Below are 16,749 nucleotides of genomic sequence, written 5' to 3' on the forward strand. Positions count from 1 at the left end.
GCACCATGCCAAAACGTACCGACATAAAAAGCATTCTCATCATCGGCGCTGGCCCGATCATCATCGGCCAGGCCTGTGAGTTCGACTACTCCGGCGTGCAGGCCTGCAAGGCCCTGCGCGAAGAAGGCTACAAGGTCATCCTGATCAACAGCAACCCTGCCACGATCATGACCGACCCGGCCACCGCCGACGTCACCTACATCGAGCCCATCACCTGGCAGACGGTCGAGAAGATCATTGCCAAGGAACGCCCCGATGCCATATTGCCCACCATGGGTGGCCAGACCGCGCTGAACTGCGCGCTGGACCTGTGGCGCAACGGCGTGCTCGACAAGTACAAAGTCGAGCTGATCGGTGCCACACCCGAAGCCATCGACAAGGCCGAAGACCGCCTGAAGTTCAAGGACGCCATGACCAAGATTGGTCTGGGCTCTGCACGTTCGGGCATTGCGCACAGCATGGAAGAAGCCTGGGCGGTGCAGAAGAACGTGGGTTTCCCCACGGTGATCCGTCCCAGCTTCACGCTGGGTGGCACAGGCGGCGGTATTGCCTACAACCCCGAAGAGTTTGAGACCATCTGCAAGCGCGGCCTGGAAGCCTCGCCCACCAACGAGCTGCTGATCGAAGAGTCGCTGCTCGGCTGGAAGGAATACGAGATGGAAGTGGTGCGCGACAAGGCGGACAACTGCATCATCATCTGCTCCATCGAGAACTTGGACCCGATGGGCGTGCACACGGGCGACTCGATCACCGTGGCCCCAGCGCAGACGCTGACCGATAAGGAATACCAGATCATGCGCAACGCCTCTTTGGCGGTGCTGCGTGAAATTGGTGTGGACACCGGCGGCTCCAACGTGCAGTTCTCGGTGAACCCGAAGGACGGCCGCATGATCGTCATCGAGATGAACCCACGCGTGTCGCGTTCGTCGGCGCTGGCCTCCAAGGCCACGGGCTTCCCGATTGCCAAGGTCGCGGCCAAGCTGGCCGTGGGCTACACGCTCGATGAACTCAAGAACGAAATCACGGGCGGCGCCACGCCTGCATCGTTCGAGCCATCGATCGACTACGTGGTCACCAAGATCCCGCGCTTTGCGTTCGAAAAATTCCCTACAGCCGACAGCCGCCTGACCACACAGATGAAGTCTGTGGGTGAGGTCATGGCCATGGGCCGTACCTTCCAGGAATCCTTCCAGAAAGCCCTGCGCGGCCTGGAAGTGGGCGTGGACGGCATGAACGAAAAGACCCAGGACCGCGAGACGCTGGAAAAGGAACTGGGCGAACCCGGTCCCGAGCGCATCTGGTACGTGGGCGATGCGTTTGCCATGGGCCTGTCGGTGGACGAGGTGCATGACCTCACCAAGATCGACAAGTGGTTCCTGGTGCAGATCGAGCAGATCGTGAAGATCGAACTCGATATCGACAAGCTCGTCGCCGAGAAGGGTGAGGGCGCCCTGGCTGCGCTGGACGCTGCCACGCTGCTCACTCTCAAGCAAAAGGGCTTCTCGGATCGCCGCTTGGCCAAGCTGCTCAAGACCACCGAAAAAGCGGTACGTGAAGCACGCCGTGCACACCAGGTGCGCCCTGTGTACAAGCGCGTGGACACCTGTGCCGCCGAGTTCGCCACCAACACGGCGTACCTGTATTCGACCTACGAGGCTGCGCCTTACGGCGCCGCCGCGGAGTGCGAAGCCGCACCTACCGGCAACAAGAAGATCATGGTGCTGGGCGGTGGCCCGAACCGCATCGGTCAGGGCATCGAGTTCGACTACTGCTGCGTGCATGCCGCGCTTGCCATGCGCGAAGACGGCTATGAAACCATCATGGTCAACTGCAACCCTGAGACCGTGTCCACCGACTACGACACCTCCGACCGCCTGTACTTCGAGCCCGTCACGCTCGAAGACGTGCTGGAGATCGTGGACAAGGAAAAGCCGGTCGGCGTGATCGTGCAGTACGGCGGCCAGACGCCGCTCAAGCTTGCTTTGGGTCTCGAAGCCGAAGGCGTACCAATCATCGGCACCACGCCCGACATGATTGACGCCGCCGAAGACCGCGAGCGCTTCCAGAAGCTGTTGCACGACCTGGGTCTGAAGCAGCCACCGAACGCCACGGCCCGCACCGAAGCCGAAGCCCTGGAAAAAGCAGCCGCTTTGGGCTACCCCCTCGTGGTGCGCCCCAGCTATGTGCTGGGTGGCCGTGCGATGGAAATCGTGCACGAGCAGCGTGACCTGGAGCGCTACATGCGTGAAGCCGTCAAGGTAAGCAACGACTCGCCCGTGCTGCTGGACCGCTTCTTGTCCAACGCCATTGAGTGCGATGTGGACTGCGTGCGCGACTCCGCTGGTGTCACCTTCATTGGTGGCGTGATGGAGCACATCGAGCAGGCAGGGGTGCACAGCGGCGACTCCGCCTGCTCGCTGCCCCCGTACTACCTGTCGCAGCCGACCATCGACGAGATCAAGCGCCAGACTGCAGCTATGGCTGCCGGCCTGAATGTGGTGGGCCTCATGAACGTGCAGTTCGCCATCCAGGAAGTGGATGGCAAGGACGTGATCTACGTGCTGGAAGTGAACCCCCGCGCTTCGCGCACGGTGCCGTTCGTTTCCAAGGCTACGGGCATTCAGCTGGCCAAGGTGGCGGCACGTTGCATGGCCGGCCAAACCCTGGCTTCGCAAGGCATCACCAAGGAAGTCACACCGCCGTACTTCAGCGTGAAGGAGGCCGTGTTCCCCTTCGTCAAGTTCCCTGGCGTGGACACCATCCTCGGCCCCGAGATGAAGTCCACCGGTGAAGTGATGGGCGTGGGCAAGACCTTTGGCGAAGCCTTCGTGAAGAGCCAGCTGGGCGCGGGCACCAAGCTGCCTACCTCAGGCAAGGTGTTCCTCACGGTGAAGAACAGCGACAAGCCACGCGCGGTGGACATCGCCCGCCAGCTGGTGGCTCTGGGCTTTGAACTGGTGGCCACCAAGGGTACTGCAGCCGCGATTGCCGAGGCTGGCGTGCCTGTGGCAGTGGTGAACAAGGTGACTGAAGGCCGTCCGCACATCGTGGACATGATCAAGAACAACGAGATTGTCATGGTCATCAACACGGTGGAAGAGCGCCGCAACGCGATTGCTGATTCGCGCGCGATCCGTACCTCGTCGCTGCTGGCCCGCGTGACTACCTTCACCACCATTTTTGGTGCCGAGGCGGCGGTCGAGGGCATGAAGTACCTGGACAAGCTCGACGTGTATTCGGTGCAGGAACTGCACGCCCAGCTGGCAGCCTGACCGGGTTTTCGCGGTGGCTTTTGCCGCCGCAAACACGGCATAATCGCCGCTGAACAAACACCGCCGCGCGGCAACGTGCGGCGGTTTCCTTTTTAGGGTCGTCCATGTCTGCAGGCTGTTGGGCCTTGCGGGCAGAACCTATTGCTGCAGCCCATTCAATTGGGCTGCATTTGACTTATGGAGAGTGACAAGAATGGCCACCATTCCAATTACCAAGCGCGGCGCTGAAAAGCTCAAGGAAGAGCTGCACCGCCTCAAGACCATCGAGCGTCCCGCCGTGATCACGGCCATTGCCGAAGCCCGTGCGCAAGGCGATTTGAGCGAAAACGCCGACTACGATGCCGCCAAGGATCGCCAAGGCTTCATTGAAGGCCGCATTCAGGAGATTGAAGGCAAGCTCTCCGTCGCCCAGGTGATCGACCCCAGTGCCGTGGATGGCGGCGGCAAGGTGGTGTTTGGTGCCACGGTCGAGCTGGAGGATGAAGATACGGGCGACCTGGTGAAGTACCAGATCGTGGGGGAAGATGAGGCGGACCTGAAGCAGGGCCTCATCAACATTTCAAGCCCCATCGCCCGCGCGTTGATCGGCAAGGAAGAGGGCGACACCGCCGAAGTGCAGGCGCCCGGCGGTATCCGCCGCTACGAGGTTGTGGCGGTCAGCTACGTGTGAGGCCAGGGCTGTGACAGGGCGCCTTTCATTCCTGGCCGCCGCCTTGTGGTGGGGCAGCCTCACCACCGTGGGGCTGCTGGTGGTGCCCATGTTGTTTGCACACCTGCCCACGCCCGCGATGGCGGGAACCATGGCTGCCAAGCTGTTTGCGGCGCAGACCTGGGTGTCCGTCTGCTGCGCTTTGCTCCTGTTACTGCTTTCAAGGCCAAAAGGGGTTGTAGCGCTCTATCCATGGGCGCAAGCAGCTATGCTTTTCATAGTGGGTGGCATGCTGCTTGCCTTGGTGTCGCAATACGGTGTGGCCCCTCGCATCGTGGCGAGGCAGGATTTGCGGCTTTGGCACACCGTGGGTTCGGTGCTGTATGGCTTGCAGTGGATGTGTGCTTTGGTGGTGCTACTGAAGATGCGACTGCTGGGTGCGGTATTGCACGACAGTGCCCTGCTGCCGTCGGGCAGCCCCGATGACCCGGCTGGTGCTTGATACACCTTTGCACCAGTAGGCTTGGAGCCATAAAAAAACCGCCGTTCAGGCGGTTTTTTTGGTGAGTTTCATCAACTCATTCTTTCCAGTGCTCTGCAACCCAGGTGGCAGGCTTGATGTAACGGAACCTGCGGTTGCGTCGCCCTGCCAGTGCGTCAGGCGGGTTGCATTCACCATGAAAAATCACGATGCGCGCATCCGGTGGCACAAACGGCGCCTTCCAATAGTTGGTGGGCCAGGCAGGAATGCCGTGGTATTTGAAGCTGGGACACCAGCTTGCAGGCCAGTACTGCAACTTGCCTTGCTTGTGCAAAAAGTCCGACAGGTAGGCCTGCTCATTGCGGAACTTCTGGCGAATTTCGGCAAAGTGGCCGCGAAAGTATTCAAGCACGTCGGGGTGCGCGCCCAATTCAAAACGGTACACCGACGAATTGCCGGTAATGCGCCATGGGCGCTTGTAATCGTGAATGATCAGGAACTCGCCCGGCTGGGTAAAAAAGTCATCCAGGCTTCCGGTGACGACCACGTCTACGTCCAGGAACAGGGCGGTGCCTCGCAGGCCGTAAAGGTCTGCGCTGAAGGTGACGAGCTTGGTCCAGCCACGCTCTGGAATGCCGGGGGGCAAATCCAGAGGAGGAATGGGCTTGCATTCCACTTCGCTGCGAATGCCGCTGGCATCATCGGTCAGGCATACAAACCGAAAGTCGCCGCTCAGGTGGCGGCGAACCATGGCGTACAGCCGGTTGACGTATTCGGGGCCGTACTTCTTGCCCCACTTCATGCAGATGATGTGGCGCTCGTGACCCGCTTGTCCGTGTCCTGGCATGGGGTCAGTCGGCTTGACGCTTTTTGATGGACTTCTGCTTGGGCTTTGCGCGCTTGATCTGGCCGCCAGACGTCAGGCGTTGGTTGCCCAGCACGCGCAGCTGTTTGATTTCAGGGCGCTGGCCGCCACGTTTGCTGAATTTGAGCACCTTCACATCGCGGGGGCCGGGCATACGGTCTTCGTCCACGGTGCGTTCCTTGGGAGGAATGGGGCGCCAAAACACTAGCAGCTTGCCGATGTGCTGGATGGGGGCGGCATTGAGTTCAGCGGCCAGTTCCTGGTACATCAGTTCGCGGGCGGCGCGGTCGTCACCAAACACGCGAACCTTGATCAAACCATGGGCATTCAGGGCTGCATCGATTTCTTTTTTGACCGCAGGGGTCAGGCCATCTCCACCGACAAGGACCACAGGGTCCAGATGGTGGGCATTGGCGCGGTGTTCCCGGCGCTCTGCGGGAGTCAATTGAATTTGGGGCATGGCCGTATTATCGAGGCAGGAAGAAAAATGCAATGAAAGTAAAAACCCAAAGCAAGAAGGTCAACAAGGCATGGCTCAACGACCATGTCAACGACACCTATGTCAAATTGGCCCAGAAAGAGGGTTACCGTGCCCGTGCGGCCTACAAACTCAAGGAAATTGACGAGCAGCTTGGCCTGATCAAACCCGGGTACACCGTGGTCGATCTGGGCTCTACCCCCGGGGCCTGGAGTCAATATGTGCGTCGCCGCTTGTCCCCGTCAGGTGCGGCGGCGGGGCAACTCAATGGGTGCATCATTTCGCTGGACATCTTGCCCATGGAGCCCATTGAAGGTGTCACGTTCCTGAACGGCGATTTTCGTGAGCCCGAAGTCCTAGAAAGACTGGAGCAGGCGCTGGCTGGGCGCGTGGTGGATGTGGTGGTGTCTGACATGGCTCCCAATCTGTCCGGCATCGAGTCGGCAGACGCGGCGCGCATTGCGCATCTGGTGGAGCTGGCGGTGGATTTTGCCTGTGCCCACCTCAAGCCCGATGGCGCTTTGGTGGTGAAGCTGTTTCATGGCAGTGGGTACAGCGATCTGGTCAACTTGTTCAAGCAGACCTTCAAGGTGGTAAAGCCCTTGAAGCCGAAAGCATCGCGGGATAAATCCTCCGAAACTTTTCTGGTGGGTATGGGGCTCAAAGCCAAGTCATAGCAGTTGGTGCGTTTCCGGTCTTGAGGCATGGGGCTTGGGAACAAAATGGAGCTCCAACTTGCCTCAGGTCAATTCAGGGCGCAGACTTCACCCAATTTCCACACGGCGCCCATGGGTCCAGGGGGGGATAAACAGGTGGCCGCGCCTTGAAAGACCTAAAATCACCCAAAGCTACTGCCGTACTGGCAACTAGCCATTCTTCTCCCTTGTAACTGGAGTTCCGCTTGAACAATCAGTGGTTTTCGAAATTTGCCGTGTGGCTGGTCATCGCCATGGTGTTGTTCACGGTATTCAAACAGTTTGATACCCGAGGCAGCGCCGGTGCGACGACGGTGGGCTATTCCGAATTTCTGGATGAAGTTCGCAATAACCGTATCAAGAGCGCCGTCATCCCGGAGGGACTGAGCGGCGGCGAAATCATCGCCACCACCACCGATGATCGAAAGATCCGCACCAATGCTTCCGTGCTGGATCGCGGACTCGTGGGTGATCTCATTGAGCACAAGGTCAAGTTCGACGTGAAGCCTCGCGAAGAGGGTTCTCTCTTGATGACGTTGCTGGTCAGCTGGGGGCCGATGCTGTTGTTGATCGGCGTATGGATTTACTTCATGCGCCAGATGCAAGGCGGTGGCAAGGGTGGTGCGTTCAGTTTTGGCAAAAGCAAAGCCCGCATGCTCGACGAAAACACCAACCAGGTCACTTTTGCGGACGTGGCTGGCTGCGACGAGGCGAAGGAAGAAGTCAAAGAAGTTGTGGATTTCTTGAAAGACCCACAGAAATTCCAGAAGCTGGGTGGCCGTATTCCGCGCGGTTTGCTGCTGGTGGGCCCTCCCGGTACAGGTAAGACTTTGCTCGCCAAGTCCATCGCTGGCGAAGCCAAGGTGCCGTTCTTCAGTATTTCGGGCTCCGATTTCGTGGAAATGTTTGTCGGCGTGGGTGCTGCCCGTGTGCGCGACATGTTCGAGAACGCCAAGAAGAATGCGCCTTGCATCATCTTCATCGATGAAATCGACGCCGTAGGCCGCCAGCGTGGTGCGGGCCTGGGTGGCGGTAATGACGAGCGTGAGCAGACTCTGAACCAGATGCTGGTCGAGATGGACGGTTTCGAAACCAACCTCGGCGTGATCGTTGTGGCTGCGACCAACCGCCCCGACATTCTCGATGCCGCATTGCTGCGCCCCGGCCGTTTTGACCGCCAGGTCTATGTCACGCTGCCCGACATTCGGGGCCGTGAGCAGATTTTGAACGTGCACATGCGCAAGATTCCAGTGGGTCAAGATGTGGCTCCTGCCATCATTGCCCGTGGCACTCCCGGTATGAGCGGCGCTGATTTGGCCAACCTCTGCAACGAAGCTGCCCTTATGGCTGCGCGTCGCAACGCGCGCACTGTAGAAATGCAGGACTTTGAAAAGGCCAAGGACAAAATCCTGATGGGGCCAGAGCGCAAGAGCATGGTCATGCCAGAGGAAGAGCGTCGCAATACGGCTTACCATGAAGCGGGTCACGCGCTGATCGGCAAGTTGCTGCCCAAGTGCGACCCCGTGCACAAGGTCACCATCATTCCCCGTGGCCGTGCGCTGGGCGTGACGATGAGCCTGCCAGCCCAAGACCGCTACAGCTATGACCGCGAGTACATGCTCAACCAGATCAGCATGCTGTTTGGTGGTCGTATCGCCGAAGAAGTGTTCATGAACCAGATGACCACTGGTGCCAGTAACGACTTCGAGCGAGCCACTCACATTGCGCGTGACATGGTGACCCGTTACGGTATGACGGAAGCGCTGGGCCCCATGGTCTATGCCGAGAACGAAGGCGAAGTGTTTCTCGGTCGCTCGGTGACCAAGACCACCAGCATGAGTGAGCAGACCATGGAAAAGGTGGATAGCGAGGTGCGTCGCATCATTGACGAGCAGTACAACCTTGCACGTCGTCTCATTGAAGAGCACAGCGACAAGATGCATGCCATGGCCAAGGCCCTGTTGGATTGGGAAACCATCGACAGCGAACAACTGGACGACATCATGGCTGGCAAAGAGCCACGTCCGCCGAAAGACTGGACGCCCCGAACTCCCTCCTCGGGCGGTGATGGGTCTGGAGGCGGAACTCCTGCCGTAGCGACAGACACGGCACCCACCGTAGCCTGACGGGCTACTGAATCCACGAACGGGGCTTTTGCCCCGTTTCTTTTTTGGTTGTTACATCACAGTCGTGAACGAATGAACTGGCAAACTTCCCGCTTCTCCATTGCTCTGGATCGCCCCTTGGTCATGGGTATCGTCAACGCGACGCCTGACTCTTTTTCGGACGGGGGGCGTTACGCGCAGTCCGCTCGGGCGTTGCTGCATTGCGAGCAATTGATCAAGGACGGGGCAGATATCTTGGATATCGGAGGCGAGTCCACGCGCCCCGGCAGTCCAGCAGTGGGTTTGGAAGAAGAGTTGTCGCGGGTATTGCCTGTGGTGCGCGGTGCGGTCTCGATGGGTGTTCCCGTTTCCGTTGATACCTACAAGCCTGAGGTGATGCAGGCGGTGCTGGACCTGGGCGCCGACATCATCAACGACATCTGGGCGCTGCGTCAGCCAGGTGCACAGGCGGTCGTGGCTTCGCACCCTGCTTGCGGTGTCTGCCTGATGCACATGCACCGCGATCCCCAAACCATGCAAGCCTCGCCCATGGATGGCGACATTGTTCTTCAGGTGCGGCGCTTCCTGCAGGAGTCTGCGGAGTCACTGTGCGCGATGGGCGTACAGCCAGATCGCATCGTGCTGGACCCTGGAGTGGGTTTCGGTAAAACAGTAGAGCAAAATTTCTCGCTGCTGGCACACCAGGCGGAGTTTTTGGCTGACGGTTACCCCTTGCTGGCAGGGTGGTCGCGCAAATCTTCGTTGGGTGCCGTGACTGGCTTGGAGGTCGATCAAAGAATGGTGCCCAGCGTTGCCGCAGCCCTGCTGGCGGTAGAGCGTGGCGCGCACATTGTTCGCGTGCATGATGTCCGGGAGACTGTCGCTGCCCTGTCTGTATGGAAGGCCGCGCGTCCGTCAGCGAGTTTGGCGAGGTGAGGGGAAGGCATTGCACAATGCCTTCAAGCACAAGGAAAGCAAAAAAATGACACGCAAGTATTTCGGCACTGACGGTATTCGTGGAACGGTGGGCCAGTACCCCATCACCCCAGATTTTGCATTGCGGCTCGCCCACGCTGTGGGCCATGTACTGCGCCGCACGGAAGAGCGCCCAACGGTGCTGATCGGAAAAGACACACGCATTTCCGGCTACATGCTGGAAAGTGCTTTGGAGTCTGGATTCAACTCCGCTGGCGTGGACGTCGTGTTGCTGGGGCCGTTGCCGACCCCAGGAGTTGCCTACTTGACGCGTGCGCAGCGTGCAAGCCTGGGTGTGGTCATCAGTGCCAGCCACAACGCCTATCCAGACAACGGTATCAAGTTCTTCAGTGCCCAGGGCACCAAGTTACCCGACGCTTGGGAGCTGGATGTAGAGGCTGCGCTGGATGAGGCGCCTGTTTGGGCAGATTCTTCCAGCCTGGGCAAGGCGCGCCGACTGGACGATGCAGCAGGGCGATATATCGAGTTCTGCAAAAGCACGTTTCCTCAAGACCTCACCCTGAAGGGTCTCAAAATTGTGGTGGATGCCGCGCATGGCGCTGCGTACCAAGTGGCACCCAAGGTGTTCCACGAGTTGGGTGCCGAGGTGATCTCCATCGGCTGTGCACCCGATGGCTTGAACATCAACCACGAAGTCGGCGCCACCCACCCTGATGCACTCGTACGCTCTGTGCGCGCGAACCATGCCGATTACGGTGTGGCACTGGACGGAGATGCCGACCGACTGCAGATGGTGGACGCCACGGGGCGGCTTTACAACGGTGACGAACTGCTCTACTTGATGGCTGCTGACCGTATGGGGCGTGACGAGCACGTGCCAGGGGTTGTCGGTACATTGATGACGAACATGGCGGTTGAGGTCGCGTTAAAGCAACGTGGAGTCCGGTTGGAACGAGCCAAGGTGGGTGACCGCTACGTTTTGGAAGAGTTGGCCAAACACCGTTGGATTCTGGGCGGTGAAGGCTCGGGCCACTTGCTGGCTCTGGACAAGCACACCACCGGAGACGGCTTGGTGAGTGCCTTGCAGGTACTGCAGGCCTGCGTTCGTAGCGGCAGCAGCCTGCCCCAGCTTTTGCGGGAGGTTGTCCTCTTTCCGCAAGTGCTTCTCAACGTTCGACTTTTGCCTGGGCAGGACTGGAAGAGCAACCCATTGTTATCCGCTGCCATTCGCGAAGTGGAAAACGAATTGGGCGAGTCAGGGCGGGTTCTGATTCGTGCCAGTGGAACCGAGCCCCTGCTGCGCGTAATGGTTGAGGCGCGTGATGCGGAGCAGGCCAACCGCTGCGCTCAGAAACTCGCCGATGCGGCGAAGGCCGGGTGAGTGAGCTGGACTGGGATACGCACTGGGTATGCGCTGCTGGACGGTTGGACTTCGCGGCCGCGCTCGCATAGCACGTGGTGACCATCTACCGCTAAAGCAGTATTGCAATGCTTCAGGGATGACCACCGACCGCGTGAAAATTCTCGTCTTGCTGTAGTCGGCAGTTTCCCTCCTGCTCACGGTTCAGTCTGTCATCATTCCGCCTCGATATTGCAACAGCGATGTCACGAGGCTCTTTCACACTCAAGTTCAGACATGTCAGGTTGGTGCTCCAGCCTGGCTTCAGATTCTTGGGTCGAACGAAGGAGCCTACTCATGCAAGAGCCCTCACTCAAAGGCTTGTTGTCTATTTCAGATACTGCCACCAGTGGCTCCGTTTCTTCCTCTGGATCCAGTAGTGCCACATGGGGTATCGCAAAGCCTGCGTCTGCGGGCATCCAGGTCCGGTGGGCCCGTCACCTTGATGAGGTGAGGCAGGCTCAAAAGCTGCGTTTTGAAGTCTTCGGACTGGAAATGGGGGCCCGGCTGTCCACTACCGTCCCGGGGCATGACATTGATTTGTTTGATGACTTTTGCGAGCACCTGCTGGTGCTTGACGAAGCCAGCCAGGCGGTGATTGGAACCTACCGCGTCTTGACTCCAGCGCAGGCTCAGCGGGTAGGCAGCACCTATAGCGACACCGAGTTTGATCTGACACGCTTGCGCAGTCTGCGCTCCCGGATGGTGGAGCTCGGGCGTAGCTGTGTGCATCCAGACCATCGCCATGGGGGCGTCATCATGGCATTGTGGGGGGCGCTGGCTGACTTCATGGTTCGCAACCAATTGGACACCATGATTGGTTGCGCCAGCATTCCCATGCTGCACAACGGTGTGGTCAGCGGGGATGTGGCCGCGAGCATCTGGCACCAATTACGCCAAACGCATCTGGCCCCCATCGAATACCACGTTCGGCCTCGCCTGCCTCTGCCGGTGGAGCGGCTTGACAGCTCCGTTGCCACAGAACCTCCCGCATTGATCAAAGGGTACCTGCGTCTGGGCGCTCGTGTGCTGGGTGCTCCTGCCTGGGATCCCGATTTCAACACAGCCGATTTGCCCATGCTAATGCGCTTGGGTGATCTGCATCCCCGGTATCGCAAGCACTTTCTGGGTGCCTGATGCGTGCGCCCTGGGATTTGCTGGGTGGCTGGGATTCGGGTATGGCATTTCGGCAGCACCAGCTCCCGGACGAGTCGAGCAAAGAGTGCGAACCGGGTCCCCGATATCGGGCCGTGTTCATCTCAGACTTGCACTTGGGAACGCCTGGCTGTCAGGCGGCAGCATTGCTTGAGTTTTTGCGCCACCACACTTGTGATTCTCTGTACTTGGTGGGAGATATCGTGGATGGCTGGCAGGTGCGCCGTCGCTGGTTTTGGCCGCAGTTGCATAACGACGTTGTGCAAAAGTTGCTCAGGCAAGCAAGAAAAGGCTGTCGCATCGTATTTGTGCCCGGAAACCACGATGAGTTTGCGCGTGCGTTCGAGGGGCACTCCTTTGGGGGCATCCAGGTGGTCAACGAAGCAGTACACACCACTGCCGATGGGCGCAGCCTGTGGGTCATCCATGGCGATTATTTCGACGGGGTGATTCAGTGCGCGAAGTGGCTGGCCTATCTCGGTGACAACCTTTACGAGTTTTCTCTCAAGCTCAACCGTTATCTCAATAGCTTGCGAGCAAGGGCGGGCTTGCCTTATTGGTCCTTGTCTGCGTACCTCAAAGGCAAGGTAAAGAAGGCGTTGAATTACGTGACTGATTTTGAGGAAGCCGTCGCTGCCGAAGCGCTTCGCCGAGGTCACCAGGGTGTCGTTTGCGGCCATATTCACCGCGCGGAGATGCGTGAAATTGGCGGTGTGCTCTATTGCAATGATGGCGACTGGGTCGAGAGCTGTACGGCTTTGGTAGAGCACCGTGATGGACGCCTGGAGTTGGTGCATTGGCATCAGCACCTGGCGGGCGGATTCACAGCCCCTGTGGGGCAAGGGGTGTCGGTATGAAAATCGCTCTGGTCACAGACGCATGGATGCCCCAGGTCAACGGCGTGGTGACCACGCTGGTGGAGTTGGTGCGACAGCTACAGCAGCGTGGGCATGAGGTGCTGGTCATTCATCCGGGTCTCTTTCGTACGCGCCCATGCCCAGGCTACGCGGGAATTGATCTTGCCGTGCGACCGTTCAAAAAATTGGCAATCCAATTGAAGGAATGGCGCCCTGATGCCATCCACCTGGCCACAGAAGGACCCTTGGGGTGGGCCGGGCGCAAGTTCTGCATACGCAACGGGCTTTCGTTCACCACGGCTTTCCACACCCGATTCCCCGAAATTTTGCACGCCGCTTTGCGGATTCCGCTTGCCTGGGGCTATGCGTTATTTCGACACTTTCATCGTCCGTCTGCAGGGGTTATGGTTCCCACACGGGAGGTAATGAGCATGCTGGCGCGGCGCGGCTTTCGCCACTTGCGTTCATGGACGCATGGGGTAGATACCCAGTTGTTTCCTTTTGAGCCAGCCACTAAGGTGTCTACGTTGACTGGTCCGCTCGCACATCCAGTCTGTTTGTATGTTGGGCGGGTTTCGTACGAAAAGAACATTGAAGCTTTTTTGCAAATGGAGACGCCCGGTACGAAGGTGGTGTGTGGTGTGGGCCCCCTCGAAGGAGGGTTGCGTGCCCGCTACCCCCACGTGCGGTGGCTGGGAATTCTTGATCGGACAGCGCTGGCTCAGGTGTACGCGAGCGCCGATGTCTTTGTCTTTCCGAGTCGGTCTGAAACCTTCGGCCTGGTGATGCTGGAGGCCATGGCCTGCGGAACGCCCGTGGCAGCTTTTCCCGTAGAAGGGCCCAGGGAAGTCCTTGGCGCTCACGAAGGCGCCAAACCCCAGGGTGGGGTGTTAGACGAAGACCTGCTTCAAGCATGTCAGCAAGCGCTGCGGGTACCGCGCCATGAAGCCCGTCAGCGTGCCATGCATTTCACCTGGGAGACTGCGGCAGAGCAGTTTGTGGATCATCTCGTGCCAGCAAATGGCTTTGTGACACCCAAAAAATTCGTCACAAAACCTGTCACGCCTTTGTCATCTGAATAGCCAATACTGCGCTGGATTGACTGCTTCAGATTGCCTTCGCCATGCTTCCTCTGCCCTTGGACAAGCCTTTGAATCAACCCAGACACACAGGTGAGGTAGAGACAGGGGTGCCGGGCGATGGAGGTATGCCAGCGGCAAGCCGTAAAACTTCCGATCTTTTGCCTGTGCTTTTGGATCGGGATCAGAGCATTCTGGCGTTCAATGAACGTGTCTTCGATTGGGCAGCGCGTGCCGACGTACCGCTTTTGGAACGGCTGCGCTATCTGTGCATAGTTTCATCCAACCTGGATGAGTTTTTTGAGGTGCGGGTGGCCCCGCATGTCACGGCGGCCAAGACCGGTGACACCAAAGGCATCTACAGCCCGGCTTCTCTGGAGTCGCTTTCGGCAGCTGTTCACCAACTGGTCATGCGTCAATATGCGCTGTACAACGATGTATTGAGCCCTTCGTTTGCAGCCCAGGGAATTCGCATCGTGCCCCACGGGGAGCGCAGCGCAGTGCAGCGGCGGTGGGTGCAGGAGTACTTTCAAAAAGAGGTACGTCCTCTGCTGATTCCAGTGGGGCTGGATCCCGCCCATCCTTTCCCGCAGGTTGCCAACAAGTCCTTGAATTTCATCGTGCGCCTGCGAGGCCCTGATGCTTTTGGGCGCGAGAACGAGGTCGCCATTGTGAAAGTGCCTCGCTCCCTGCCGCGGCTGGTTCGTCTGCCTGACAAGGTGACACCCACTGGCATGTGCTTTGTCAGTCTGTCCAGCATCGTGCGCGCCCATCTGGATGATTTGTTCCCTGGTCGTGAAGTGACCGAGTTTTCACAGTTCCGTGTGACCCGTCATTCAGACATGGCGCTGGACGAAGAAGACGTGCGCAACCTGCGAACCGCCTTGCGGCAAGGGCTGCAGCAGCGGCATTATGGTCAGGCCGTGCGCCTGGAAGTGTCGGCAGGCTGCTCCGCCTTTTTGTCAGACTTTTTGCTAGAGCAATTTGCGCTGCCACCAGCTACTTTGTTTCGCGTCCCTGGGCCTGTCAATCTGGTGCGGTTGAGTCAGTTGGTGGATTTGGTCAACGATCCAGCATTGCTGTTCCCTCCCTGGAGCGCCTCATGGCCTCGCCAGTTGCAATCGGGCGTATCTATTCTGGAGCAATTGCGTCAGCGAGATGTGCTCATCCACCAGCCCTTCGAGAGCTTTGACGGGGTGCTAGCGTTCCTTCGCGAGGCGGTGAACGACCCCCATGTGCTGGTGATCAAGCAGACGATCTACAGAACGGGCGCTGATTCCGAGTTGATGGAACTGCTGGCGGAAGCGGTGCGCAGGGGCAAGGAAGTCATGGCGGTGGTGGAGCTGAAGGCGCGTTTTGACGAGGAAGCCAACATCAACTGGGCGGAGGCGTTGGAGTCGGTTGGCGCCCAGGTGGTCTACGGTGTCGTCGGGTTGAAGACGCACGCCAAGATGCTGTTGGTGACCCGCCGCGAGGGCAACCGTTTGCGCAGGTATGGGCACCTATCTACCGGGAACTACAACGTGCGCACGGCGCGTCTGTATACGGACCTGAGCTATTTGACGGCCGATGAGGAAATCACTGCGGACATGGATGGCGTCTTCAGCCATCTGGCCAGTCAGAATCGTCCGCCCAAGTTGCGCCAGCTGATCTTGGCGCCTTTTCATCTGCAGCGGCGCATGCTGGAAAAAATTGATCAAGTGGCCCAGGCAGCCAGCCGTGGCGAGGATACGCGCATAGTCGTCAAGATGAACGCCTTGACGGATGAGGCTTTGATCCGTGCTTTGGTGAGGGCAGGGCAATGCGGGGTCCGCATTGATCTTATTGTGCGGGGCGCCTGCATGCTGGCCGCCCAGGTTCCGGGCCTGACCGACAACATCCGCGTGCGATCTGTCATCGGTCGTTTTCTTGAACACACCCGGGTGTTCTATTTCAGGGTGGCTCAGCAAGAAGACCTGTACCTTTCCAGTGCTGACTGGATGAACCGCAACATGATGCGGCGGGTGGAGCTGGCGTGGCCTGTCAACGATCCGGCGTTACGCCAGCAGATCATTGACGAGTGTTTGGTGGCCTATTTGCACGATGACCGCGATGCCTGGACACAGGCGGCCAATGGTGTGTACCAACGGGCGCCACATCCCACGACAGGGCGCGGGGCGCAGAACGCGCTGATGGGGCGCTATGGCCCTGCAGCGTCTGCTGCAGCATGAAGGAGCGCGAATGGACCTGATTTTGTGGCGCCATGCCGAAGCGGAAGAACTGGGTGAGGGCATGGATGACCTGACCCGTGCGTTGACCCCTCGCGGTGAAAAGCAGGCGGCGAAGGTGGCGGCTTGGCTGGATCGGCAGTTGCCAGAAGGCCTGAGGGTCATTGCAAGCCCTGCACGCCGTACGGAGCAAACCGCGGCCGCACTAGGCCGTAAATTCAAAATGCGTGCAGAACTGTTGCCAGGTGGCACCGCGCAAGACCTGCTCGACTTGGCCCAATGGCCCAACGCCCGGGGCTCGGTTCTCATCGTGGGCCATCAGCCTATGCTCGGGCAGGTGATTGCGCAGTTGCTGGGCATGCAAGCGCCAGAATGCGCTGTGCGAAAGGGGGCGGTGTGGTGGCTGCGCCAGCGGCAGCGCCTTGAGCAGAGCCAGACCGTGCTGATGACAGTGCAGTCGCCGGAGTATCTTTGAGTGCAAAGGGCCCGGAAAGACCTCAAAGGCCGGTGAGTCCTCTTTTTCGCCCAACGCCCGTCAGTGCGTGAACAGGACTGGAGTGCCGGGCCAGCT

Annotated in this window: 14 protein-coding genes; 12 read left to right on the forward strand and 2 right to left on the reverse strand. The window is 59.2% G+C overall.

Annotation, left to right across the window (positions count from 1 at the left end; all coding sequences use genetic code 11):
• Positions 1-5: 5 nt before the first annotated feature.
• The 3 genes from carB (at position 6) to IHV84_RS14775 (ending at position 4,423) form a co-directional block, all read left to right on the forward strand.
• Positions 6-3,272: a carbamoyl-phosphate synthase large subunit gene (carB, locus tag IHV84_RS14765; RefSeq protein WP_198847421.1), complete on the forward strand. Its 3,267-nt coding sequence runs from the start codon at positions 6-8 to the stop codon at positions 3,270-3,272.
• Between the two features lie 193 nt (positions 3,273-3,465).
• A complete protein-coding gene (greA, locus tag IHV84_RS14770) occupies positions 3,466-3,942 on the forward strand; it encodes a transcription elongation factor GreA (RefSeq protein ID WP_044396857.1) in 477 nt (158 codons plus the stop codon).
• 10 nt (positions 3,943-3,952) lie between these two features.
• A complete protein-coding gene (locus IHV84_RS14775; protein WP_066695191.1) occupies positions 3,953-4,423 on the forward strand; it encodes a DUF4149 domain-containing protein in 471 nt (156 codons plus the stop codon).
• A gap of 76 nt (positions 4,424-4,499) precedes the next feature.
• Here IHV84_RS14775 and IHV84_RS14780 read toward each other — a convergent pair whose 3' ends face one another.
• Both IHV84_RS14780 and IHV84_RS14785 read right to left on the reverse strand, forming a co-directional pair.
• Positions 4,500-5,249, reverse strand: a complete 750-nt coding sequence (locus IHV84_RS14780) for a glycosyltransferase (protein WP_066695193.1) — start codon at positions 5,247-5,249, stop codon at positions 4,500-4,502.
• A 4-nt stretch (positions 5,250-5,253) separates the two neighbouring features.
• Positions 5,254-5,727: a YhbY family RNA-binding protein gene (locus IHV84_RS14785; protein WP_044396853.1), complete on the reverse strand. Its 474-nt coding sequence runs from the start codon at positions 5,725-5,727 to the stop codon at positions 5,254-5,256.
• A 32-nt stretch (positions 5,728-5,759) separates the two neighbouring features.
• On the opposite strand from IHV84_RS14785, the gene IHV84_RS14790 reads away from it, so the two are divergent.
• The 9 genes from IHV84_RS14790 to IHV84_RS14830 all read left to right on the forward strand — a co-directional run bounded on the left by IHV84_RS14790 (position 5,760) and on the right by IHV84_RS14830 (position 16,653).
• Complete coding sequence (locus IHV84_RS14790) at positions 5,760-6,422, forward strand: RlmE family RNA methyltransferase (RefSeq protein WP_198847422.1); 663 nt, start codon at positions 5,760-5,762, stop codon at positions 6,420-6,422.
• Between the two features lie 224 nt (positions 6,423-6,646).
• On the forward strand, positions 6,647-8,566 hold the full coding sequence (gene ftsH / locus IHV84_RS14795; RefSeq protein WP_066695197.1) for an ATP-dependent zinc metalloprotease FtsH: 1,920 nt from the start codon (positions 6,647-6,649) through the stop codon (positions 8,564-8,566).
• A gap of 72 nt (positions 8,567-8,638) precedes the next feature.
• On the forward strand, positions 8,639-9,481 hold the full coding sequence (gene folP, locus IHV84_RS14800; protein ID WP_198847423.1) for a dihydropteroate synthase: 843 nt from the start codon (positions 8,639-8,641) through the stop codon (positions 9,479-9,481).
• Positions 9,482-9,527: 46 nt separating this feature from the next.
• Positions 9,528-10,862: a phosphoglucosamine mutase gene (gene glmM / locus IHV84_RS14805; RefSeq protein WP_198847424.1), complete on the forward strand. Its 1,335-nt coding sequence runs from the start codon at positions 9,528-9,530 to the stop codon at positions 10,860-10,862.
• 315 nt (positions 10,863-11,177) lie between these two features.
• A complete protein-coding gene (locus tag IHV84_RS14810) occupies positions 11,178-12,017 on the forward strand; it encodes a GNAT family N-acetyltransferase (protein WP_198847425.1) in 840 nt (279 codons plus the stop codon).
• A gap of 41 nt (positions 12,018-12,058) precedes the next feature.
• Positions 12,059-12,892, forward strand: coding sequence for a UDP-2,3-diacylglucosamine diphosphatase (locus tag IHV84_RS14815; protein WP_370541293.1), 834 nt, complete (start codon positions 12,059-12,061; stop codon positions 12,890-12,892).
• Positions 12,889-13,974: a glycosyltransferase family 1 protein gene (locus IHV84_RS14820; protein ID WP_198847427.1), complete on the forward strand. Its 1,086-nt coding sequence runs from the start codon at positions 12,889-12,891 to the stop codon at positions 13,972-13,974. Before IHV84_RS14815 ends, IHV84_RS14820 begins: the two co-directional genes overlap by 4 nt.
• Before the next feature lie 125 nt (positions 13,975-14,099).
• Positions 14,100-16,181: a polyphosphate kinase 1 gene (gene ppk1 / locus IHV84_RS14825; RefSeq protein WP_198847428.1), complete on the forward strand. Its 2,082-nt coding sequence runs from the start codon at positions 14,100-14,102 to the stop codon at positions 16,179-16,181.
• Between the two features lie 10 nt (positions 16,182-16,191).
• Positions 16,192-16,653 carry a histidine phosphatase family protein gene (locus IHV84_RS14830; RefSeq protein ID WP_198847429.1) on the forward strand — a complete coding sequence of 154 codons (462 nt, stop codon included), beginning with the start codon at positions 16,192-16,194 and terminating at the stop codon, positions 16,651-16,653.
• Positions 16,654-16,749 lie beyond the last annotated feature (96 nt).

This window comes from Acidovorax sp. IB03, assembly GCF_016406015.1.
GTDB classification, from domain to species: domain Bacteria; phylum Pseudomonadota; class Gammaproteobacteria; order Burkholderiales; family Burkholderiaceae_C; genus Acidovorax; species Acidovorax temperans.